Annotated in this window: 20 protein-coding genes and 1 pseudogene; 13 read left to right on the plus strand and 8 right to left on the minus strand. The window is 60.1% G+C overall.

Annotated features, from left to right (window positions below):
- The first annotated feature begins 23 nt into the window (after positions 1–23).
- The gene (locus LQ249_RS22125; RefSeq protein ID WP_169881302.1) at positions 24–665 is read left to right on the plus strand and encodes a LysE family translocator; all 642 of its coding nucleotides are present in this window, start codon (positions 24–26) and stop codon (positions 663–665) included.
- On the opposite strand, the gene LQ249_RS22130 is transcribed toward LQ249_RS22125, so the two are convergent.
- On the minus strand, positions 646–5,910 hold the full coding sequence (locus LQ249_RS22130; protein ID WP_232565910.1) for a dermonecrotic toxin domain-containing protein: 5,265 nt from the start codon (positions 5,908–5,910) through the stop codon (positions 646–648). The genes LQ249_RS22125 and LQ249_RS22130 overlap by 20 nt on opposite strands.
- 232 nt (positions 5,911–6,142) lie before the next feature.
- Between LQ249_RS22130 and LQ249_RS22135 the strand changes: the two genes are divergently transcribed.
- Positions 6,143–6,469: a hypothetical protein gene (locus LQ249_RS22135; RefSeq protein ID WP_232565911.1), complete on the plus strand. Its 327-nt coding sequence runs from the start codon at positions 6,143–6,145 to the stop codon at positions 6,467–6,469.
- A 28-nt stretch (positions 6,470–6,497) separates the two neighbouring features.
- Here the strand turns inward: LQ249_RS22135 and LQ249_RS22140 are convergent, their stop codons facing one another.
- The 5 genes and pseudogenes from LQ249_RS22140 to uraH form a co-directional block, all read right to left on the minus strand.
- Positions 6,498–8,843 carry a T6SS phospholipase effector Tle1-like catalytic domain-containing protein gene (locus LQ249_RS22140; RefSeq protein WP_232565912.1) on the minus strand — a complete coding sequence of 782 codons (2,346 nt, stop codon included), beginning with the start codon at positions 8,841–8,843 and terminating at the stop codon, positions 6,498–6,500.
- A complete protein-coding gene (locus LQ249_RS22145; RefSeq protein WP_177029978.1) occupies positions 8,831–9,346 on the minus strand; it encodes a DUF3304 domain-containing protein in 516 nt (171 codons plus the stop codon). Before LQ249_RS22145 ends, LQ249_RS22140 begins: the two co-directional genes overlap by 13 nt.
- 102 nt (positions 9,347–9,448) lie before the next feature.
- A complete protein-coding gene (locus LQ249_RS22150) occupies positions 9,449–10,204 on the minus strand; it encodes a DUF4123 domain-containing protein (protein WP_104904523.1) in 756 nt (251 codons plus the stop codon).
- A gap of 291 nt (positions 10,205–10,495) precedes the next feature.
- Positions 10,496–10,603: pseudogene (locus tag LQ249_RS22155) on the minus strand (IS110 family transposase); the annotation flags it as partial.
- A gap of 129 nt (positions 10,604–10,732) precedes the next feature.
- Entirely contained in the window at positions 10,733–11,086 is a 354-nt protein-coding gene (uraH, locus tag LQ249_RS22160) for a hydroxyisourate hydrolase (RefSeq protein ID WP_017845823.1), read from the minus strand.
- 389 nt (positions 11,087–11,475) lie between these two features.
- Between uraH and puuE the strand changes: the two genes are divergently transcribed.
- The 7 genes from puuE to LQ249_RS22195 all read left to right on the plus strand — a co-directional run bounded on the left by puuE (position 11,476) and on the right by LQ249_RS22195 (position 17,221).
- Positions 11,476–12,402: an allantoinase PuuE gene (gene puuE, locus LQ249_RS22165; protein ID WP_108524669.1), complete on the plus strand. Its 927-nt coding sequence runs from the start codon at positions 11,476–11,478 to the stop codon at positions 12,400–12,402.
- On the plus strand, positions 12,399–12,914 hold the full coding sequence (gene uraD / locus LQ249_RS22170) for a 2-oxo-4-hydroxy-4-carboxy-5-ureidoimidazoline decarboxylase (protein WP_017845821.1): 516 nt from the start codon (positions 12,399–12,401) through the stop codon (positions 12,912–12,914). The genes puuE and uraD overlap by 4 nt, the downstream gene beginning before the upstream one ends.
- Before the next feature lie 41 nt (positions 12,915–12,955).
- Positions 12,956–13,957: an allantoicase gene (gene alc / locus LQ249_RS22175; RefSeq protein WP_017845820.1), complete on the plus strand. Its 1,002-nt coding sequence runs from the start codon at positions 12,956–12,958 to the stop codon at positions 13,955–13,957.
- A 141-nt stretch (positions 13,958–14,098) separates the two neighbouring features.
- Positions 14,099–14,602, plus strand: coding sequence for an ureidoglycolate lyase (locus LQ249_RS22180; RefSeq protein ID WP_017845819.1), 504 nt, complete (start codon positions 14,099–14,101; stop codon positions 14,600–14,602).
- 51 nt (positions 14,603–14,653) lie between these two features.
- Positions 14,654–15,934, plus strand: a complete 1,281-nt coding sequence (locus tag LQ249_RS22185) for a urate hydroxylase PuuD (RefSeq protein ID WP_232565913.1) — start codon at positions 14,654–14,656, stop codon at positions 15,932–15,934.
- A gap of 300 nt (positions 15,935–16,234) precedes the next feature.
- Positions 16,235–16,420 (plus strand): hypothetical protein, encoded by a 186-nt coding sequence (locus LQ249_RS22190; RefSeq protein WP_128192346.1) that lies wholly within the window; start codon positions 16,235–16,237, stop codon positions 16,418–16,420.
- 15 nt (positions 16,421–16,435) lie between these two features.
- Entirely contained in the window at positions 16,436–17,221 is a 786-nt protein-coding gene (locus LQ249_RS22195; protein ID WP_026139882.1) for an outer membrane protein OmpK, read from the plus strand.
- A gap of 46 nt (positions 17,222–17,267) precedes the next feature.
- Here LQ249_RS22195 and LQ249_RS22200 read toward each other — a convergent pair whose 3' ends face one another.
- Together LQ249_RS22200 and LQ249_RS22205 are read right to left on the minus strand one after the other, a co-directional pair.
- The gene (locus LQ249_RS22200; RefSeq protein ID WP_017845816.1) at positions 17,268–18,422 is read right to left on the minus strand and encodes a patatin-like phospholipase family protein; all 1,155 of its coding nucleotides are present in this window, start codon (positions 18,420–18,422) and stop codon (positions 17,268–17,270) included.
- Positions 18,423–18,452: 30 nt separating this feature from the next.
- Positions 18,453–19,388 carry a lipid A biosynthesis lauroyl acyltransferase gene (locus LQ249_RS22205; protein WP_046382554.1) on the minus strand — a complete coding sequence of 312 codons (936 nt, stop codon included), beginning with the start codon at positions 19,386–19,388 and terminating at the stop codon, positions 18,453–18,455.
- Between the two features lie 119 nt (positions 19,389–19,507).
- On the opposite strand from LQ249_RS22205, the gene minC reads away from it, so the two are divergent.
- From minC to LQ249_RS22225, 4 genes are all read left to right on the plus strand, one after another.
- The gene (minC, locus tag LQ249_RS22210) at positions 19,508–20,245 is read left to right on the plus strand and encodes a septum site-determining protein MinC (RefSeq protein WP_017845814.1); all 738 of its coding nucleotides are present in this window, start codon (positions 19,508–19,510) and stop codon (positions 20,243–20,245) included.
- A gap of 200 nt (positions 20,246–20,445) precedes the next feature.
- Entirely contained in the window at positions 20,446–21,258 is an 813-nt protein-coding gene (minD, locus tag LQ249_RS22215) for a septum site-determining protein MinD (protein ID WP_003209098.1), read from the plus strand.
- Positions 21,259–21,261: 3 nt separating this feature from the next.
- Complete coding sequence (gene minE / locus LQ249_RS22220; protein WP_003175252.1) at positions 21,262–21,516, plus strand: cell division topological specificity factor MinE; 255 nt, start codon at positions 21,262–21,264, stop codon at positions 21,514–21,516.
- 96 nt (positions 21,517–21,612) lie between these two features.
- Entirely contained in the window at positions 21,613–22,248 is a 636-nt protein-coding gene (locus tag LQ249_RS22225) for an RluA family pseudouridine synthase (protein ID WP_015885133.1), read from the plus strand.
- The last annotated feature ends 44 nt before the right edge of the window (positions 22,249–22,292 follow it).

Genomic DNA, 22,292 nt, shown 5'->3' on the forward strand with positions numbered 1-22,292 from the left:
TTTGCATGAAAGGAGCACTGTGAATGAACCTGGAAACCTGGCTGCTGTTCAGCGGCGCCGCGCTGGTGGTGATCCTGATCCCCGGTCCCCTGTCGTTGCTGATGATCAGCAACAGCTTGAACTACGGCCTGCGCCGTTCGTACCCGGCGTTCCTCGGCGGCGTGTTCGCCTCGATCTGCCTGTTGAGTGCCTCGGCACTCGGCCTGGGTGCGCTGTTGCTCGCGTCGGAACAATTGTTCAGCGTCTTGAAGATAGTCGGCGCGCTCTACCTGTTTTACCTCGCCTGGCAGAGCTGGCAGCAATCGCGCCAACCGGCCCACGGCGCGGTGGTGCCCCTGGCCGTCGCCACGCCGCGTTTTCGCGCCTTGTTTGGCCGTGCGTTTGTGCTGGGCGCCAGCAACCCCAAGGACATCCTGTTCTTCGCCGCCTTCCTGCCGCAGTTCCTCAGCAGCCAACAGCCGTTTCTGCCGCAACTGCTGGTGATGATCGCCACCTGGACCGTGCTCGACCTGTTGTGCAAGCTCGCCTACGGCCTTGGCGCCCACGGCGCGGCACGCTATCTGCGCAGCGGCAACGGCCAGAGCTGGTTCAACCGCACCAGTGCCGGGCTGTTCGGGGCGGCTGGCGCGGTCTCGCTGCTCAACGTCAGAGCGGGGTCACTTTGACAAAATACACGCTGGGGCGGACCGACCCCGTCGACTGCCACTGAATGCCGGCGGCGATCCGAACCAGACGGTTTTCCCGCAGCGCACTCTTGACCGCAGCCAACGCCAGCGAGGTCGGGTGTCTGATGATCGCGGCATTGAACCAATGGTCTGTCAGGCGGTTTTCCAACGGTACAGAGCCGCGCCCAAGCCAATGCAACGACACGTAGTACAGTTTGTTTGAACCGCAGCGCGAATGTGTCACGAGCAATTCATGGCTGGGCTTTTTGCCGCGCATGACCTGCAGTTCCTGCACGTCGAAGCCCTGCTGTTCGAGCACGCGCTTGACGGCTGCGCGCTGTGCAATCTCCCGCTGCGGCGCACGCGCGCGGCCGCCGGTGCGCAGGGTCGGGTCCAGGCCGGCGACGTTGAAGTCGACGCGAGTGAAGCCCGGTGCCTTGCCGTCGAAGCCGATATAGATCGATCGGCCGCTGCTTTCGGTGGGCCGCAGCATTCTCAGCAAATCATCGGTCTGGCCCAGCCGGTTGGCGGTGGGGGTCAACCAATTGTCCAGCGCTGCACGCACATTGAGCAGGTGGCTGGCCGTCGCCGAGCGAGAAGTATCGGCCAGTTCGACCAGCCGGGCGACGGCCATGCTGCGGCTATGAGTAGTAAGGTTCGGGAACGCCGTGGCGACAGACCGTTCCAACGGCGTGTCGAACAACGGCGCATGCAGCCGCCACTCGCCCGCCTGGGTGCGTGATACCGGGATGGGCTGTTCCTCCAGCGCAGTGTCTGTCCAACGCTCAAGGTCCGCCCGGGCCAGTGACACCAGCGGTTCATCCTTGGTAATGAAAGCAAGGCCGCTCCAGGGCGCACTGTCCCCCGGCGCCAGTACCCGGTAATAACCCACCCCCGATGCCGTCGGGCGGTCGTACTGGGCGCCGATATAGATGACATCGTAGGGAAACCCCGGCGGGTCCATATGCACATGAAACGTGCCGAACGCCGAGGAGCCAGGCACTTGGCCCATGGGCACGCGCGCGCGCCAGGCGAACCACTCGGTGTTCGGCGCAGACGAGCGATAAATGCGGCTTTCCGTAGCGGCGCGCACCGTCGGTGGGCGCCAGTCCGGTGGCGGCGTCACGGGTGGACGCCATGGGTTGAGCACCCCGGAACTGGTGCCCGCGACCGGTTGCGGTGCATCCGCGCCGAGTAACCATTCCTTGGACTGGTGGATGTGCAAAATCAGTTCGTCCTGCCCCGGTGTCTGCGGGTTCTTCAGGCGGAACGCCGGTTCGTCTCCACGTCGGTAAAGGGGGTAAGTGTGGGTGTCGTCCGCCACAAAGAGCTCACCGTGTTTCACCTGCACGCCTGCCGTGTCCGGCCCTTTCAGCGCAACGGCGCCCTCAGGCACGCCGTTGATTTTGAAGCGATCCAAGGCCTTGAGCCGAGTCACGGGCGGCGTTGCCACGCGGGAAACCCCGGCATCCGTCGCCATCCGTAAACGATGTAGCCGCCCCAGCACGGCCCTCAGCGCCGGCCGCGCGACACCTGCGCCGACACGTCCGACTTTCCTGGGGCCGGGGACAAAGTTCAGCAACACGTCGATCACCATAAAGGCGCTCATGAAACCCACATCGACCGCGTCCCGGGGGTCGCCGAAACGGTGATAACGCCGTGACACCAGCAGCAGCTCATGGAAGTCATTGAACGTCCCGTACAACGGCGAAAAAAACCCCACCAGCGCCCGTGCGCGGGTATCGCCCTGCTCATTCAGGCGCTGGTTCCGATAGTGCTCCAATGCCTTGCCGGAATGACTGGCCGCTTGAGTGCGGCGTTGCAGCTCCTGCACGCTGGCGTGGTAAAGCAATGCCTGGGCGTTGCAGTGGGGCACGGCCACAAGCGCGAGCCAATCCTGCGGAGCACTGGCGATCTGTTCAAGGGTCTGGGCTTCGATCTCCTCGAGCACCACCGCAGGTTCCAGGTGCTTGATGCCGAATGAGCGCACGAAGTCGATCCCCCGCCAGATGCCCTTCATCATGAAAAACGCCGGTATGGCTTTCAGCGTTTTTGCGGCCTGGGTGCGCGTATCGACACCCTCCGGTGGCTGGGGGAGCGCCTCGAATGCCCAGCCCGGCGCGACCTGCCGCGCCAGTGTCTTGACGTTATCCGCTAACGCACCGATGCGGTTCAATGCAGCATGGGCCTGTTGCAAGCTGCCGTACTCGGTCAGGACCAGGGCCGGCGGCGCATCGGGCCAGTAAACCACGCACAGGTCGGTACGCGGGTCATGTACCGCGACGATCCCTGCGACATAGCGATCATGCTGCAGGGTGTGGCCGACCAGATGGACCACATACAGTTGCAGCGCGGGCTGACTGCTCGACAGGTCCTGCGGCGTGCGTGCCGCCATCGCCGTCTTGAACAGGCTTTGTGCCGTTGCCGTCAGCCCCCGTTGCACCGCATCGAACAGGTGATATGCAGCGCCCGCTTGCAAGGCGCGATTCAATAACCCAGGGATACGTCCGTTGCTGAGCACACGGTCGGTTTCACGACGGGGATAAAAAACCTGCTGGATCAGGGCATCGTAGCGGCCACCGATGTCCAGCGAAGACACCAGCCCGATCAAGTAAGCCGCATTGAGGCGCTGCTTCCACTCGGGTTGCAGATAACGCGCGTGATCGAATCGCCACTGCGTCCAGGGTGCCAGCGGGTCCAGGTTATGCAGCGCCAGTTGCAGCAGGCTGAAGGAGGTGCGCGTCGCGGTCGGGGTCAGCACGATGCGGCGATCGCCCACGGCGCAGCCACTGGTCCAGCCACAGAAAGCACCGTGGACATCATCGGGCATCTCAATCAACGCTTGGTCGATATCCAACTGCGGAAAAAAACCGTCCTCGCGCAAACGGGCGATCAAGGTGCGCCGGGCAAAGGTGTTCAGATCAGGCAGGCATTGCTCCAGCCGGCTTTTGAAGGCCAACGCGTTGCCCAGGTACAAGCGCAGCAAGCGCTTGAAGTGTTGACGCTGGGCCCGTGGTGCGTGCGCGAGCCAGGCGGGCAGGGTTTTCGCCTCAGACGCCGCCGTGCGCAGCAGCTCAATATTGGCCAGCGCCTGGCTCAGGGCATTATTGGGCGGGATCTTCAACTGCGCGTCCAGATCGACCATCAGCAGCGCGCGGCTCAGGTCGGCATCCGTCACTTCGCTGAACACCCGCGTGATGTCCTCGCTGCTGCGGTGTAAGCGGTCGTAGCTCCCCAGCAGTTTCTTGAGCGCAGCCAGCGCGGGCTTGCCGTTGATTTCAACGTAGCGCACGCCGAGTGTTTGCGCGGCGGCATGGGCGCGCAGGTCGGCGCGTTTATCGTGCTCGACGCAGCGCCACAACACCGAGTCGTCTGGGCTGTTCAGGCTTGCCTTGAGGCTGCGGGTCAACGCGTCCAGCCCGGCAAACGCCTTGATCCCACCCTCCACGCCGAAAGCGTAAAGCACCACCGGCAGTTGGCGCGACGAGCGCTCTAGCGCCGCAGCCGTGGTCACCACCCACACGTTATGGAGCGGGTAGAAAGCGTCCGGCGCGCTGCCCACCGCGATCGACAGCACTTGGGCAAGACTGCCCGGGCGGCGGCTGGCCAACGGTTGGTCGACCACCTCGATCATCAGGTCGCGATGCGCCGTACTGATCAGCTTGAGGCGGTGTTGCAACTCCACCTCGCAACGCAGGGCCGCGGTTTGGGCCTGCATAAACAACGACACGCGCCTGGGCGTACCCGCTCCCCCCGGACGTTCAGCCCAAAAAGCCAACTCCAGCAGCCGTTGCCCGGCATCTTGCATCAACGTATTCAACGCTTGGATATGCACGTCAATTTGGCTCATCAGCGACGCAATGACCCGGTACGCCAGGGTATCCGCGCTGGGATCAGCCGGGACCAACAGCGCGAGCAGCGCATCTTCGTAGCGTGCGACCTGACGCTGTGCCGTGTGCAGGGCCAGGCCGGAGGCCGTGCTGGCGAAGATGATTTCTGCGCCTCGGCGTTGCCGGTCCCACTTGAGTAATTGCGCGCCGATCACGCCAAGCCGAGCGCCGCCGACCCATTGCTGCCTCGCCCCTTCGACCGCGGCCAGAAACGGTGCGGCATCCGGCAGTCGAGGCCGCCCTTCGGAAAACACGTAGCCGTCATTCATCTTCGCCGCACACGCCAACTCGTTGCTCCATTGCCCACTCAGCAAGGCCTCGGCACCCAGCGCCAGCGCATCGGCCATCAGCGGCAGGCCGCGCATAAAGGCGCTCGTCGCAGACAAGGCAGCGGGGCGGTACACGTTATCGCGCCGACTTAACGGCAGGCACTGCCAGAGTGCGTGGAACCGCGACCGGTCCAGCGCCAGCAGGCCGTCCTGCAGGGCGGCGAAGGACGGGTACTCGTAGAAGTTGCGGCCCCCACCCGGCAGGTAAACCACGTGCGGCGCATCGCTGGGGTCGCCCTCGCGATACAGATGCAGTGCCCCTGGGATCGCGACCGCCGATGCCCCCGGCCATAGCAACTGGCCGACGCGCAGCGTAGCCCAAGCCCCGCCCGCACGTCGGCGCTCCTCAGCGCTGGGCGCATCGATCAGGGCCTGAACCATGGCGAATCCCGCACGCGATAGCTCGTCCAGTTGCCACGCCAAAAAGGCCCGGTCCGCAAACAGCTCCGTGTGCAACTCGACCCAGCGTTCCCGGCGTGTGAGCCAGGTGCCCTGCGCCAGGCAGTCCCAGTAGGCGCTCACCGCATGGGCGAGCCGCTCGAACAGCTGCAGCGCGACGACGCGGCGCAGGGCTTCCAGCGGCGTATACGGCAAGTGCCGTTCCGGCGCGTCTTTGACACTCAGGGCGGTGAATTGATTGACGTTGATCACCACCGTCGGCATGACCAGCAACGCCAACGCCCGCTCGGTCAGGCTCTCGACTTTGCGCGGCGCGGTGGGCGGCTTGGGCTCGCTGAACAAGAGGTGGTCCGGGTCCATTTCGAACGCTTTGCGCAGCTCGGCGCGGATGACCGTCAAGACTTTCGGCGAACGGCCTATCAGCCGCGCCAGTGCGCGTGTCGCGGCGACGCAACGCGCGTCGGCAAGCGCAATTCGATTGATCAGGCGACTGGGGTGCGTGTAGGCGTTAATCCGCCGTATCAGTTGCTCGCGAATCGCCTGCGTTTGTACTTGGGCGGCAAGGTCCGGGTCGTCGGCATTAACGGTGTCGGGTGAAGCACTCGCGTGGTCGGGGGACGAGGTCATGGGGTTTTCTTCTGCATGAGGAAAACACCCAGCCTAGGCAGCGCCGCAGGGCAAAAGGCGCTAGATAGTTGCATGCGCAAGCGGCATAAAATCTATGGTCACCCCCATTTTTGCAATACTGATTAACGGGTGGTCCAGACAAAGCGTCAGCCAAGAGAGTTCGAATTCCCTACGGTTATTGAAGTCACCGAGTTCCTCGCGATATGTCAGCGCTTGAACATCCCCTCCGATATTGCTCCCATCGCAGAACATTGCGCAGTGGTTATCGAGCCGACGTCCATATATCTGGCAACTGCTCGCAGATCGACAGCAGGAAATCGCTGATGACAATGCGATCCGCATTTTGCTTGAACAGCTACACAGCCATGAAGGTTTGCCGCCCAAGGCCGACAGCGTCTGCCATTTGATCAATCAGCATCTGTTGGAACACCCTCAACTGCTCTGGCCAATTGGTTGGGCAGCCGAGAACAGTTGCGGGCTGAATGGGGTGGGAAGCGAGAAGGTGCAGCTCGATTATCAAAGCCATCAGTTGAAGTTGGAACTGAGGTTTGTAGGGTAATCGACCAGAATGATTTATTTTTCGCGTCTTAAACGACACTATCCGGTTCGAACAAGCTGCCCGTCTTGCGCAACATGGCTGTGGTTCGTTCCATGCGTCGGGCAAAGTCATCCAGTTCAATCTGATGCTTTTGCTCCGACGCGACCTGACCCACATGGCTGCTTGGTTGCAGGAGTTGTTCCGCGCCTGGCAAGAACGGTACCACTAGGCCAGTGGCCTTATCGATCACCTGGTAGCCGATGGTCGCCGCCCCAATGCCCGCCGCCAGTCCGCCAACACCACCTAATACACCACGGCGCTTGATGCCATACACCGTAGCCCCGGCAATCATCGCCACGCCCAATATGCGACCGGCCACTACGACTGGGGACAGATCACGGCTATTGTCATTGCCGAAATAGGTCATGCGGTAAAAGAAATAACCGGCCCACAACTCCCTCGACTTCAACTTGTCGTGCATGAACCAGGCCCGCGAGTCGTGTATCTGGTCATCGAACAACGCCACCAGTAGGGCCATCTCAGGGTCTGCACCGGACGTGCCTTGAGCATCACGGAACAGTTGCTTACTGCGCAGATCACCTGCCGTCTTGAGGGCGTCATGGTCCTTGGACTCGTCATTCTCGTTAAGTAAATAGATCGCATCGCGTAACACCACGTCGGTCACCGTGCCTTGCCAACTGGATTGCTCACGCTTCTGGCCGGTGTAGTCAGACTTGAATTCCTCGGCAGCTTGGCTGAGTTGGGTCTGATCAATCTGCGGTTCATAGATTCGTGGGCCGGGATACTGAGGGTTATCCCGCCGCATTTTCACGGCATCAGCCTGGTCTTTTTTATACTGTTCGCGCTCAGTAGTTTCCTGATAGGGCGTCGCCTCTTTGGCTTGGGTGAAAAAAGGCTGGCGCTTATAGCTGTCGTTATTACCTTGAGGATCATTGACGTAACGACCAATACGCCAACCGGTGATCCAGCCCAGTTGATCGGCCAGGGTGTCTTCTACGGTGGTGTTCAAACGCAGCGGCTTATAGGCCGAGTCCTCGACGGATTCGTCAGCCGCAACACCTGGTAGGGTTTTGAGGCGCCAGGCGTTGAAACGATCCACTACATGGGGGCTCATATCGAACTCCTCTCTTGTATCTCGTTCCAACTTTCGCCACAACATCTCCGAGCTATTATTAAACGTGTCCGGCAGTACCTCTTCTGGCACTTGCAGAGGGGCACCCGCTGCAAAAGCAGCGGCATACAAGTCGTGCAAGACAATCTGCGACACCAGCTCATGAGTACCTTCACGAGCTTTGCCCTGGTCATTTTTCGGGTAGCCGCCGCCCACATCCGAATGCACACCGGGGTACACCACTTCGTAGGTATTGGCCGGATACTGGCCGTTTTCGTTACGAATCGAATCCAACGGAAAGCATGAGCGTTGCTCGAAGCCCGCGACAAAATGCCGACAACACTTGACCAGTTCCGGGAACCGCTGCGCATCCGGTAGCAACTGGGTGTTATCGGCCCAGTCCATATGCCCAGCAAAGAATGGGGCTACATGGGCAATACCCACCGAGGCCACCGTGTCCAGCACGCCAAGAAACTCGACGCTGACAGGCAAGCCCAACAGTTCCTGTTTTGGCAGTTCATCCCCTTCTGGGGTGTCGAACAACTGACTCAACCAGGTAACAAAAGTGCGAGCCTCTGCCGCTCCCCGAGAGAAACCGTACACGTACAGTTTGACCGCCAGCACTTTAGGCTGGGCCTCGTCCTTGCGAGCGTGTAAAGGGGCCAGCAGCTCTTTCATGATTCGGCGGCGATTGCCTTCACCCAGAGCACTCATCAGCGGTGCCTTCCAGGTGCTCATGGCCTCGACCTTGGTCTTGGCGACAATGTCATCAATTCCGCTTTTATTGTTCAGAGCATAAGATAACGCGCTGGCCACCTGTACCAAGGCCCAGTTGATCCGGTCTTCCCCCCCAGTGGCATATTGCAGCCCGCTATCGCTGTAATCCAGTTCGCCAACTTCGGGGAATGGCGTGCCGACACCGGGCATGTAATACGAAAAATAACCCTGCCCCATCGCGTCTTTACCTCGTAGTGAGGCATGAAACAGCTTGGCGATATTAGTGGGATGCCCCTCCTGGGTGTCGCTCTTTTCGTTATTGTTGGTGCCATCGAAAAACAGACTGATATGCAGGCTATGACAACAGGTAAAACGCTGTGTGCGACGCCCTTGATCGTCACGTTTTTGTTGAAGCCGATTTTGCTCAGCAATTTGCTTATTGTAGTTATCTGTCACATCCGATGTTTTCGTCGGAAAACGCCCCGTAGCAGGAAAAACTGGCGGCCCCCAAGCTTTGTCTTTTGAATTATTGTTCACTTCGGACATACGGCCGGCTCCTTCATTTGCGAGGGTTCTTTAATCGGGTAATGCTCTGAGTTAAATGCCCAACATGAACTCGTAACCTTGATCTGGTTACAAACCAAAAAGTGTACCTTCAAGCCACATCGTTCCGTCCCAGGCCACTCTGGAATGTCCACGGTGGTGTTGTGGCGCTGATAGTTGGCTTTATGTTTAACCATAAAAGCTCTGAACTCGTCTGTTCCTAAAGGCGGCGTGGGCCCAAATGGCTCAGGATCGACCTCCCATTCAATCTGGGCCTTTAAGCCAGGACGCCATTTGACGGGCATGATGATGCAACACGAGCTTCCACCACCACCGTCCGCTCGGTAACCATTGACCGACATCCAGTTAATACCGTGCATGGTATGGTTGATGGCTTGCAGGTTTCCCCCAGCCATTTCATTGTTCGCTGAAGAACACCCAGATAACGCGAATCCCAAGAAGTAAAACGCGACTTTTTGTGTTGTTTTTTTTATTATCGATTGCATTGCTAGCAACTTCCTTGCTGATCACCTTGATCGCGTAAACCATTCAAACCACTTATGCATGCAATACACTCTTGTCCCAGCGCAAAGTGGCTATCCAGGCACCTAGGTTCTGCTTAAGTTCTGTTTCACATACTCGGTCAAATCGCCGAAATAATTTTCCTGACCCGCTTGCACAACAAGTGAGTGAATTAGCGCGAAACGCCGCTCTCGGCTCTCATCCAGGAAATCAAAGTTTTTGCCATTTAACAGTTGCTGCGCATCGCTGATACAACCAAGCAGGTCAAATTGTTGATCGTTCATTTCCACGAAGGGACTGACCTGGATGTTGCTCTGATGGGTGAGCCTCGTGCCTTGTAACCACTGCGGCTGGTTATCCCGATCAAGCCAGCCCCAATAAGCAGCGGCTTGCAGAAACTCGGCGCGCTGCTGATCGGTGAGGATCGAGGACATCAGCAGGGGAAAGATGCGTGAGTCGTAATACCGTAACAAACCGGTTTGTCCACCCCAAGCCAATTGCGAAAACCCTTGCAGGGCTTTACTCAAAACTTCGAAGGGCAATGACGAGATCACCACCATTAGGCGGCCATCGGTGGCATGCTCCACCAACTGTTCCAGCCAGGCCTTATGTCGCCACTGCGTCAAGTCCAGACGCATCAACAGAGGGGCCTGATCCAACAGGTTTTGCTCTGACGTGCCGGTGAACAACGAGAACCAGGGGACTTTTGGCGTTAGCATCTCCAAGGCAGGCACAGCACGGTGGCTCCATCCTGCTTGGTCGAGCAGTAAGTCAATCTGGCTTATGCCAATGTGGGCGCAGACATGTTCGATCTGTTCTTGCCATTGAGTGGGCATCGTCATGTCCATATTCCCTCGATTAATTATCGCGGATCAGTCCGGTCGAGGTTCTTGCGTCGGCGGGCAGACGCTCAAACGATGCGCCAAAGGCTGCACACATAAAAATCGAGAGTAAATAGGACATTTCCCAAAGATGAGAGCTTAGTCATGCAAAATATTTCATGGCGATCACACTGGAAACTACTCCCTGGTGCAATTGCCACAAAGCAGCACTGATGTACTTAGCGTGTCAGAAAGTCGATGAATGCGAGTCGCATATTTTTCAAGCGCGAACCGTTACAAGTAGGCAGAGTTTTGGTGTGAGCATTTTCTGCGAAAGACCTCGCGGCCCGACTTATCCTGGCCATGCAGGTGGAAAGTGTGTTTGCCGAGATCGGTACCGATCAGTGTTGACTCGCTCATGATGATGGCCTCCGAAAACAAAACACCCCGTGAAAGCGTAGCCCTCACAGGGTGTTGGGGGTGACCATCTCATTAGCCCGCAGTGTGGGCGGGCAAAAAAACCAACGAAGAGCGTCGAGGGGATGATGCTCAGCTACCGCGATAGGTGGAATAGCTATAAGGCGAAATCAACAGCGGCACATGGTAGTGCTCCTGTTCGGCGCTGATGCCGAAGCGCAGCACCACCACGTCGAGGAACGCCGGCTCCGGCAATTGCACGCCACGCGCCCGGTAATAGTCGCCGGCGCTGAATTGCAGTTGGTACACACCGCTGCGGTAGGCGTCGCCTTGCAGCAACGGTGCGTCGCAGCGGCCGTCGCTGTTGGTGACGGCAGTGGCGACCAGTTCCAGTTGCGCGCCGTCGACGCGGTACAGCTCAACCGTGATGCTGCTGCCGGGACAGCCGTGAGCGGCGTCCAAAACGTGTGTGGTCAAACGTCCCATGGCGTGTACGCGCCTCCCGAGGTCAGTAGAAATGAGTGCCGCACTTTTTCAGGGCAGCGAAAAAGCTGGTGCGGGTCGATTAAGACACTTTTCAAAAAAATTGTACACAATAAAAATCACAAACCTTGCGATCCTTCCACTGGCCTGGCGCGACCGGCCGATTCATGAGTCATCCTTGCTTTTAAACGACCTTTTGTCCATTAGCTGACCAGTCAGGCAAGTTTCTTGCTACACCCTTGAAGGTGAGCGTTGCGGAAAAAATGCAGAAATCCGGGCTTACAAAGTGGCGAATAAGTTGTATACAATCACTCATCGCTGTGACGCCACTCAGTCTTTTCACTGCCCGGCCGCCACACCCACCGCTACCACGCACAAGAAGGAAGACTGCAGTGAGCGCTGACTACCCACGCGACCTGATCGGTTACGGCAGTAACCCTCCTCACCCCCACTGGCCGGGCAAGGCACGCATTGCGTTGTCTTTTGTACTCAACTACGAAGAAGGCGGCGAGCGCAATATCTTGCACGGTGACCAAGAGTCCGAAGCCTTCCTTTCCGAAATGGTCTCGGCCCAGCCGCTGCAAGGCGAGCGCAACATGAGCATGGAGTCGCTGTACGAATACGGCAGCCGTGCCGGCGTGTGGCGCATCCTCAAATTGTTTAAAGCATTCGATATCCCGCTGACCGTCTTCGCCGTGGCCATGGCCGCCCAGCGCCACCCGGACGTGATCCGCGCGATGGTCGCCGCCGGCCATGAAATCTGCAGCCACGGCTACCGCTGGATCGACTACCAGTACATGGACGAGGCCCAGGAGCGCGAGCATATGCTCGAAGCCATCCGCATCCTCACCGAACTGACCGGCGAACGCCCGCTGGGCTGGTACACCGGCCGCACCGGTCCGAATACGCGGCGCCTGGTGATGGAGGAAGGCGGCTTCCTCTACGACTGCGACACCTACGACGACGACCTGCCCTACTGGGAACCCAACAACCCCACCGGCAAGCCGCACCTGGTGATCCCTTACACCCTGGACACCAACGACATGCGCTTCACCCAGGTGCAAGGCTTCAACAAGGGCGATGACTTTTTCGAGTACCTCAAAGACGCTTTCGACGTGCTCTACGCCGAAGGCGCCGACGCGCCGAAGATGCTTTCCATCGGCCTGCACTGCCGCCTGATCGGCCGCCCGGCGCGCCTCGCGGCGTTGAAGCGCTTTATCGAATACGCCAAGGGCCATGAACAGGTGTGGTTCACCCGCCGGGTCGACATTGCCCGCCACTGGCACGCCACTCACCCTTATAAGGGTGCGGCGCAATGACCAGGTTCCAGACCGTCAAACCGTCGACCTTGAGCCGCGATGCATTCATCAGCGCCTTTGCCGACATCTACGAACATTCGCCATGGGTGGCCGAAAAGGCCTTCGACCTGGGGCAGGACGCTTCGCTCGACGAGATCGAAACCCTGCACCAGCGCATGCGCGATATCCTGCTCAGCGCCGATCACGCCACGCAACTGGCGCTGATCAACGCTCACCCGGACCTGGCAGGCCGTGCAGCCGTCCAGGGCCAACTGACCGAAGCCAGCACTCATGAACAAGCCGGCGCCGGTATTCACCAATGCACGGCCGAAGAGTTCTCACGCTTCACCGAGCTGAATGAGGCCTACAAGGCCAAGTTCAAGTTTCCCTTCATCATGGCGGTAAAAGGCAGCAACCGGCATCAGATCATCAAAGCGTTCGAAACGCGCATCCACCACCCGGTCGACACCGAGTTCAAGTGCGCGCTGGACGAGATCAACAAGATCGCGTTGTTCCGCTTACTGACCCTCTAAACGACCATCCCCAGCCACTCTATCCAAGGCAGACAAGAAGAATGAAAGCGCAACCCGTACCTTTCGAGAAGTTCGTCAACCTGGCCGACGCCCGCCTCGGCACCAAAATCATCTCGGTGACCGATGACTGGTTCGCCGACGCCAACCGCCTGTTCCAGCCGACCCCGGCGGTGTGGAAGGAGGGCGTTTTCGATGACAACGGCAAGTGGATGGACGGCTGGGAGTCGCGCCGCAAGCGCTTCGAAGGCTACGACAGCGCGGTGATCCGCCTGGGCGCACCCGGTTCGATCAAGGGCGTGGACATCGACACTTCATTCTTCACCGGCAACTTCCCGCCGTCGGCCTCCCTGGAAGCCTGCTTCCTCGCCTCGGGCGAGCCGGATGACAGCACCCAGTGGGTGGAAGTGCTGTCGGCCGTCGAGCTGCAAGGCAACAGCCACCACTACCACGCAATCAACCATGACCAGGCGTTCAGCCACCTGCGCTTCAACATCTACCCGGATGGCGGCGTGGCCCGTCTGCGCGTGTACGGTGTTCCGTTCCGCGACTGGTCCGCAGTGGGCGACAACGAACAGGTCGACCTGGCGGCGGCGTTGAACGGCGGTCGCGCCCTGGCCTGTTCCGACGAACACTTCGGCCGCATGGGCAACCTCCTCAACCCCGGCCGTGGCGTCAACATGGGCGACGGCTGGGAAACCGCGCGGCGTCGCACGCCAGGCAATGACTGGGTGATCGTCGCGCTGGGGCATGCGGGCGAGATCGAGAAAGTCATCGTCGACACCCTGCACTTCAAGGGCAACTACCCGGACACCTGCTCGATCCAGGCCGCGTTCGTGAAAGGCGGCACCGACAGCCAGATCGAAACCCAATCGCTGTTCTGGCGCGAACTGCTGCCGGCGCAGAAGCTGGAAATGCACGCCGAACACACCTTCGCCGAGCAGATCAAGGCGCTGGGGCCGATCACCCACATCCGCCTGAACGTGTTCCCGGATGGCGGTGTGAGTCGCCTGCGCGTCCTGGGCAAGGTCGCCAAGTCATGCTGAACCTGTAGGAGCGAGCTTGCTCGCGAAAAACTCAAGGACACCGCGTTCATTCAGGATGCACGCGTTATCGTTGACGACCTTCGCGAGCAAGCTTGCTCCTACAACGGTCCATCAATAACCCAACAGATTAAGAAGCCAGCCATGCGCACACTGATGATCGAACCCCTGACCAAAGAAGCCTTCGCCCCCTTCGGAGACGTGATCGAAACCGACGGCAGCGAGCACTTCATGATCAACAACGGGTCGACCATGCGTTTTCACAAGCTGGCAACGGTGGAAACCGCCCAGCCGCAAGACCACGCCATCATCAGCATCTTCCGCGCCGACGCGCTGGAAATGCCGCTGACCGTGTGCATGCTGGAGCGACACCCGCTGGGCAGCCAAGCCTTCATTCCGCTGCTCGGCAACCCCTTTCTGATCGTGGTCGCGCCACTTGGCGATGCACCTGTATCAGGCTTGGTCCGCGCCTTCGTCACCAACGGCAGGCAGGGCATTAATTACCATCGCGGCGTCTGGCACCACCCGGTGCTGACGATCGAAAAGCGGGATGACTTCCTGGTGGTTGATCGCAGTGGCACCGGCAATAACTGCGATGAGCATTTTTTCAAAGAGGATGAGCGGTTGATCCTCGCCCCCCACCAATAAGAGAAGGCCGGATCACCCGACAACAAGGGTGACAGGCGAGAGGTAAAGACTGTGGAAGCACATCTGTTGGAATGGCTGAACCTCAGCGTGCGCTGGGTTCATATGATCACTGGCGTGGCCTGGATCGGCGCGTCGTTTTACTTCGTCTGGCTGGAAAACAACCTCAACCGCGTCAACCCCAAGGACGGCCTGTCCGGTGACTTGTGGGCGATCCACGGTGGCGGTATCTACCACCTGGAAAAATATAAACTGGCCCCGCCGACCATGCCGGACAACCTGCACTGGTTCAAATGGGAAGCCTATTTCACCTGGATGTCGGGCGTCGCGCTGCTGTGCGTGGTGTTCTACCTCAACCCGACGCTGTACCTGCTCGCCCCCGGCAGCAGCCTGAGCGGCACCGAAGGCGTGTTGCTGGGCATCGGTTCACTGTTCGCCGGCTGGTTCATCTACTCCTTTCTTTGCGACTCGGCCCTGGGCAAACGCCCGGCCCTGCTCGGCTTGATCCTGTTCGTGCTGTTGATCGCGGCGGCATACGGCTTCAGCACAGTGTTCAGCGGTCGGGGCGCGTACCTGCATGTGGGGGCGATCATCGGCACCATCATGGTGGGCAACGTGTTCCGCATCATCATGCCGGCACAACGCGCGCTGGTGGCGGCGATCGCGGAGCAGCGCACGCCGGACCCGGCCCTGCCGGCCAAGGGCTTGCTGCGTTCACGGCACAACAACTACTTCACCTTGCCGGTGCTGTTCATCATGATCAGCAACCACTTCCCGAGCACCTACGGCAGCCACTACAACTGGCTGATCCTGGCGGGGATCGCGGTGGCGGCGGTGTTGGTGCGGCATTATTTCAACACCCGGCACAACAGCCAGAAATATGCCTGGACCTTGCCGGTGGGCGCGTTGGCGATGATTTGCCTGGCGTATGTCACCGGGCCCAAGCCGATCGCCGAAGTGGCCAAGGCACCAGCGGCCATCGAGTACCAGCCGTTGCCGGAGACCGCATTGGGCGGCGAGAAACCCGTCGCACCGGCCGCCCCCGCTGCGGCACCCGCGCCGGCCCAGGCGACGGTCGACTTCGACAAGGTGCATGGGGTGATCCAGGCACGCTGCGCCGTGTGCCATTCGGCCAAGCCCACCAGCCCGCTGTTCAGCACCGCACCGGCGGGGGTGATGTTCGACACGCCGACGCAGATCCAGCAACAGGCCGCGCGCATTCAGGCGCAGGCCGTGGCGAGCCAGATCATGCCGTTGGGCAACATCACCCAGATGACCCAGCAGGAACGCGATCTGATCGGCACCTGGATCAACCAGGGGGCCAGCACGCACTGACTGACTCACACAGATCCCAATGTGGGCGGTTCTGAACGACCCGCCGTCGCCCACACTCATTGATTCCTTCGTCACAACAAAAACAATAACGAACAGGGAACGCCCACATGTACACCTTTGACCTGGGGACGGCCACAAGCCGTGCCCCATTCTCGCCCCACGCGCGCTCTAACAGCGCACTTGAGCCAAGGCTTTGGAGCCAGTATTCTCCGCGCCCGCTCGAATCGACTGAAAAAAAAACAGCGAATGTAAAAGCTGACTGCAAGGCCAACTTATCCCGGCCTGCGGGCGGCGGCCCAAGTGCGCAAAAGCCCTCTGAATTCGACTGCAGCCGCTGCAGCCGACGGGGATTTTTTTGGCTTTTTTTACACCTTGGCGCAGCTCTTGCTAAAAGCATTAAAGCTGACCGAACAGACGATTTTTTTCAGCGAACCAAAAGGCGCCACACCAGAGCGCCTGCTTAGAAGAAAAACCATAAAACTTTAACTCGGGAGCAACCGAATGAAACCTATGTTCAAAGGCCTGATGCTGGCGGCAACCCTGCTGGCGGGCGGCCAAGCCGTTGCCGGCGACTTGTTGCAGTGGCAGAACAACAGCCTGACGTACCTGTGGGGCAAAAACTTCACCGTCAACCCGCAGATCCAACAGACCGTCACGTTTGAACACGCCGATGCGTGGAAGTACGGCGACAACTTCTTTTTCCTCGACCGCATCTTTTACAACGGCAAGGAAGACGGCAACGTCGGCCCCAGTACTTACTACGGCGAGTTCAGCCCGCGTCTATCGTTCGGCAAGATTTTCGACAAGGACTTGTCCTTCGGACCGATCAAAGATGTATTGCTGGCATTCACTTATGAGTTCGGCGAAGGCGATAACGAATCGTACCTGCTGGGCCCGGGCTTCGACCTGAACATCCCTGGTTTCGACTACTTCCAGTTGAACTTCTACCAGCGCCAGACCGAAGGCAATCGCCCGGGCGACGGTGTGTGGCAGATCACCCCGGTGTGGTCGTACACCCTTCCCGTGGGCAACTCCAACATCCTGATCGACGGCTATATGGATTGGGTGGTCGACAACGACAAGAACGCCCGTGGCACTTATCACGCCAACCTGCACTTCAACCCACAAGTCAAATATGACCTGGGCAAGGCGTTGAACTGGGGCGAGAAACAGCTGTACGTCGGTTTTGAATACGACTATTGGAAGAACAAGTACGGGATCGAAGATTCCGGTGCGTTCAAGACCAACCAGGATACGGCGAGCTTTTTGGTCAAGTACCACTTCTGACCACACCGCGGGCCTGATGGGGGAGCTGGCGTGCCTGCTCCCAAATTCAGCTAGGGGACAGCCCCAAAAACCGGGTTATCTCCTCGCGCTTGGCCAGCGCATCACTGCGCCCCAACTCGATCAACTCGCTGCAATACCCCGCCTCGAACAGCAAGTAACTGAGCACTCCCGCCCCGCTGGTCTTGGTCGCACCCGGCCCGCGCAGGAACAGGCGCAACGCCGCGGGCAATTCCTGCCGATGCCGCGCCGCGATTTCATCGATCGGCTGACTCGGCGCAATCACCAGCACATCCACCGGCGCCAGGCCCCGGGCCGCGCTGTCGGCGGGCTGGAAATGGCTGAACTGGTTCAAGCGCTCCAGCAACTCGATATCGCTTTCCAGGCTGTCAATGAACGTGCTGTTGAGCATGTGCCCACCGATCTGCGCCAGGGTCGGCTGCTGGCCGGTGTAGGCGCGCTGCGAGGCGTGTTCATGCTCGACGCCGCGCGGGTTGCCGCTGACACCCACCACCAGCACGCGGCTGGCGCCCAGGTGCAAGGCCGGGCTGATGGGGGCCGATTGCCGCACCGCGCCATCGCCGAAATATTCCTGGTCGAGCTTCACCGGAGCAAACAGCAAGGGGATCGCCGAACTGGCCAACAGGTGTTCGACCGTGAGTCGGCTGGGCACACCGATACGCCGATGGCGCAGCCAGGCATCGATGGTGCCGCCGCCCTGGTAAAAGGTCACTGCTTGCCCGGACTCGTAACCGAAGGCCGTGACCGCCACCGCCTTCAGGTGTTTTTCGCGGATGGCCTGGTCGATGCCATCCAGGTGCAGCATCTCGTGCAGCAGGTCCCGTAGCGGCGCGCTGTTGAGCAGCGCCACCGGGACCTGGGCGCCCAGGCCGAGCAGGCTGTGGAAACAGAAACGAGCGGCCTGGTGAATCACCCCCGGCCAATCGCTGCGCAGCACCAGGTGGCTGCGGAAGCCCTGCCAGAACGCCGTCAGACGCTCGATCGCCGCGCTGAAGTCCATGGCGCCACTGGCCAGGCTCACCGCGTTGATCGCGCCGGCCGATGTGCCGACGATCACCGGAAACGGATTGGCCGCGCCCGGCGGCAGCAACTCGGCAATCGCCGCCAGTACCCCCACCTGATACGCCGCACGCGCCCCGCCGCCGGAAAGAATCAAGCCTGTAACCGGTTCAGCTGGGCGCATTGCGTCACTCCATGTAGAGAAAGGCGGGTCTTACCGACGGCGTTTTTCGTACAACCTGGGCTCACCCGGCGGCCGGCTCTTGAAGCGGCGATGGGTCCACAGGTATTGCTCGGGGCATTCGCGCACCGAGGTCTCGACCCACTGGTTGATGCGCAGGCAATCGATCTCATCGGTTTCGCCGGGGAAATCACTCAACGGCGGGTGGATCACCAGGCGATAACCGCTGCCGTCGGCCAGGCGCTCCTGGGTAAACGGCACCACCAGTGCCTTGCCCAGGCGGGCGAACTTGCTGGTAGCGGTCACGGTGGCGGCCTGGATGCCGAACAGCGGCACGAAGATACTTTGCTTGGCGCCGTAGTCCTGGTCCGGCGCGTACCAGATGGCGCGGCCGGCGCGCAGCAGCTTGAGCATGCCGCGCACGTCTTCACGCTCCACGGCCAGGGAGTCGAGGTTGTGGCGCTCGCGGCCACGGCGTTGGATAAAGTCGAACAGCGGGTTGCCGTGCTCGCGGTACATGCCGTCGATCGTGTGTTTTTGCCCGAGCAGGGCCGCGCCGATTTCCAGGGTGGTGAAATGCAGGGCCATGAGGATCACGCCCTTGCCGTCCAACTGAGCCTGCTTGAGGTGCTCCAGGCCTTCGACGTGGGCCAGCCGCGCCAGGCGCTGGCGCGACCACCACCAACTCATGGCCATTTCAAAGAAGGCGATGCCGGTGGAGGCGAAGTTTTCCTTGAGCAAATGTTTACGCTCTTGCGCGGACTTTTCCGGGAAGCACAGTTCCAGGTTGCGTGCGGCGATGCGGCGACGTTCGCCGGCCACGCGGTACATGCCCGCGCCCAGCAGGCGACCAATGGTCAGCAGCGCGCGGTATGGCAATTGAGTGACCAGCCACAACAGGCCGAGTCCCAGCCATAGCAGCCAAAATCGCGGGTGAAAAAATACAGCTCGAAAACGCGGGCGATCCATTACAGATTCCGGTAAAGACAAGGGCCGCGCATTCTACAACGGTTCGACTCGGCTTGCGGCCAGTGGTTGTTCTCGTTATAAGTCTCGACACTTTTCGTGACAAGCCGCTTTTGCCGACCATGAGCCAAACCGAACCGCTAGACCAAGATCCCGTGTTCCAGCTGAAAGGCAGCATGCTCGCCATTACCGTGCTGGAATTGGCCCGCAATGACCTCGACGCCCTGGACCGCCAGCTCGCCGCCAAGGTCGCCCTGGCACCGAACTTTTTCAACAACGCGCCGCTGGTGCTGGCCCTGGACAAGCTGCCAGCCGGCCAAGGCGCAATCGACCTGCCGGGCCTGATGCGCGTGTGCCGCTCCCATGGCCTGCGCACCCTGGCGATTCGTGCCAGCCGTATCGAAGACATTGCCGCCGCCATCGCTATTGAACTGCCAGTACTGCCACCGTCCGGTGCCCGCGAGCGCCCACTCGATCCGCTGGCCGGTGAAGTGAAGAAAAAACCGGAAAAACCGCCGGAGCCGACGGTCAAGCCGACCAAGATCATCACCTCCCCCGTGCGCGGCGGGCAGCAGATTTACGCCCAGGGCGGCGACCTGGTGGTGATCTCGTCGGTCAGTCCGGGCGCGGAACTTCTGGCCGATGGCAACATCCATGTATACGGCCCCATGCGCGGACGTGCCCTCGCCGGCATCAAGGGTGATACCAAGGCACGTATTTTTTGCCAGCAGTTGACCGCTGAACTTGTTTCGATCGCGGGTCAGTACAAGGTTTCCGAAGATTTGCGCCGCGATCCGCTGTGGGGCGCCGCGGTACAAGTCAGCCTGTCGGGCGATGTGTTGAACATCATCCGTCTTTAACGGATACTGCCGCATTTTCCAAGCATCTCTAGACTCTGATAGCACAGCGAAACCGGCAAGACTTGCGTAGGACTAGTTTGAAGTTGGCGTTTCCACGCGGAAACCACCTCTTTTCCCTACAAAGGCTGTCCGCCTGCAGCGAGTTCCAAGAGATGTTTTTCGGGGGCTGAAAAGTCCTTTTTCCTTAGGGGTGAAACACCTTGGCCAAGATTCTCGTGGTTACATCCGGCAAGGGTGGTGTGGGTAAGACCACCACCAGCGCCGCTATCGGTACCGGCCTCGCTCTGCGCGGCCACAAGACAGTCATCGTCGACTTCGACGTCGGTTTGCGTAACCTCGACCTGATCATGGGCTGCGAACGCCGCGTGGTGTACGACTTCGTCAACGTGGTCAACGGTGAAGCCAACCTGCAACAGGCCCTGATCAAGGACAAGCGCCTTGAGAACCTGTACGTACTGGCCGCCAGCCAGACCCGCGACAAAGATGCGCTCACCAAGGAAGGCGTAGGCAAAGTCCTCGCTGAACTGAAGGAAACCTTCGAATACGTGGTGTGCGACTCCCCGGCCGGTATCGAAACCGGTGCTCACCTGGCGATGTACTTCGCCGACGAAGCCATCGTGGTGACCAACCCGGAAGTCTCCTCGGTACGTGACTCGGACCGCATGCTTGGCCTGCTGGCCAGCAAGTCCCAGCGCGCCGAAAAAGGCGAAGACCCGATCAAGGAGCACCTGCTGCTCACCCGCTACAACCCTGAGCGCGTCAGCAATGGCGAGATGCTCGGCGTTGAAGACGTCAAAGAGATCCTCGCAGTGACCCTGCTGGGTGTCATTCCCGAGTCCCAGGCGGTGCTGAAGGCCTCCAACCAGGGCGTCCCGGTGATTCTGGACGACCAGAGCGACGCCGGCCAGGCGTACAGCGACGCGGTTGATCGCTTACTGGGCAAGACCGTGGAACACCGCTTCCTCGATGTCAAGAAGAAGGGATTCTTCGAGCGTATCTTTGGAGGCAACTAAACAATGAAATTTCTCGACTTCTTTCGCGCCAACAAAAAGCCAAGTACCGCGTCGGTAGCGAAAGAGCGTCTACAGATCATCGTGGCGCACGAACGCGGCCAACGCAGCACCCCGGACTACCTGCCAGCCTTGCAGAAGGAACTGGTCGAGGTGATCCGCAAGTACGTCAATATCGGTAACGACGACGTACATGTCGCCCTGGAAAACGACGGCAGCTGCTCGATTCTGGAACTCAATATCACCCTGCCCGATCGTTGATCGAAAGGGCGGTCGCCACGGCGGCTCCGTCACCTTGATCCCTTTGCGGGAGCCGGGTGATCGAGCCGCCGTTGGCGTTTGTTACGAGGCTGTTTAATGCCGTTGTCCAACATCCATATCCTCTACCAGGACGCCGCCGTCCTGGTGGTGAACAAGCCGACTCTGCTGCTCTCGGTGCCCGGCCGCGCCGACGACAACAAGGACTGCCTGATCACCCGTCTGCAGGAAAACGGCTACCCAGAGGCCCGAATCGTCCATCGCCTGGATTGGGAAACTTCCGGGATCATCCTGCTCGCGCGGGACGCCGACACCCACCGCGAACTGTCCCGCCAGTTTCATGACCGCGAAACCGAAAAGGCCTACACCGCCCTGGCTTGGGGTCAACCGGAACTGGACAGCGGCAGCATCGACCTGCCCCTGCGCTACGATCCGCCGACCAAGCCACGCCATGTGGTCGACCACGAGTTCGGCAAGCATGCGCTGACCTTCTGGAAGGTGCTGGAGCGTTGCGGTGACTGGTGCCGCGTCGAGCTGACGCCGATCACCGGGCGCTCGCACCAGTTGCGGGTACACATGCTTTCCATCGGCCACCCGCTGCTCGGCGACGGCTTGTACGCCCATGAACAAGCCCTGGCCGCCTGGCCGCGCCTGTGCCTGCACGCGAGCATGCTGAGCTTCACCCACCCGCAAAGCGGCGAGCGGCTGCGCTTCGAGTGCCCGGCGCCCTTCTAAAGCTGTAAACACCGTCAAATGTGGGAGGGGATTGCAGTGGGTCA

Source organism: Pseudomonas sp. 7-41 (assembly GCF_021233075.1).
Taxonomy (GTDB): domain Bacteria; phylum Pseudomonadota; class Gammaproteobacteria; order Pseudomonadales; family Pseudomonadaceae; genus Aquipseudomonas; species Aquipseudomonas veronii.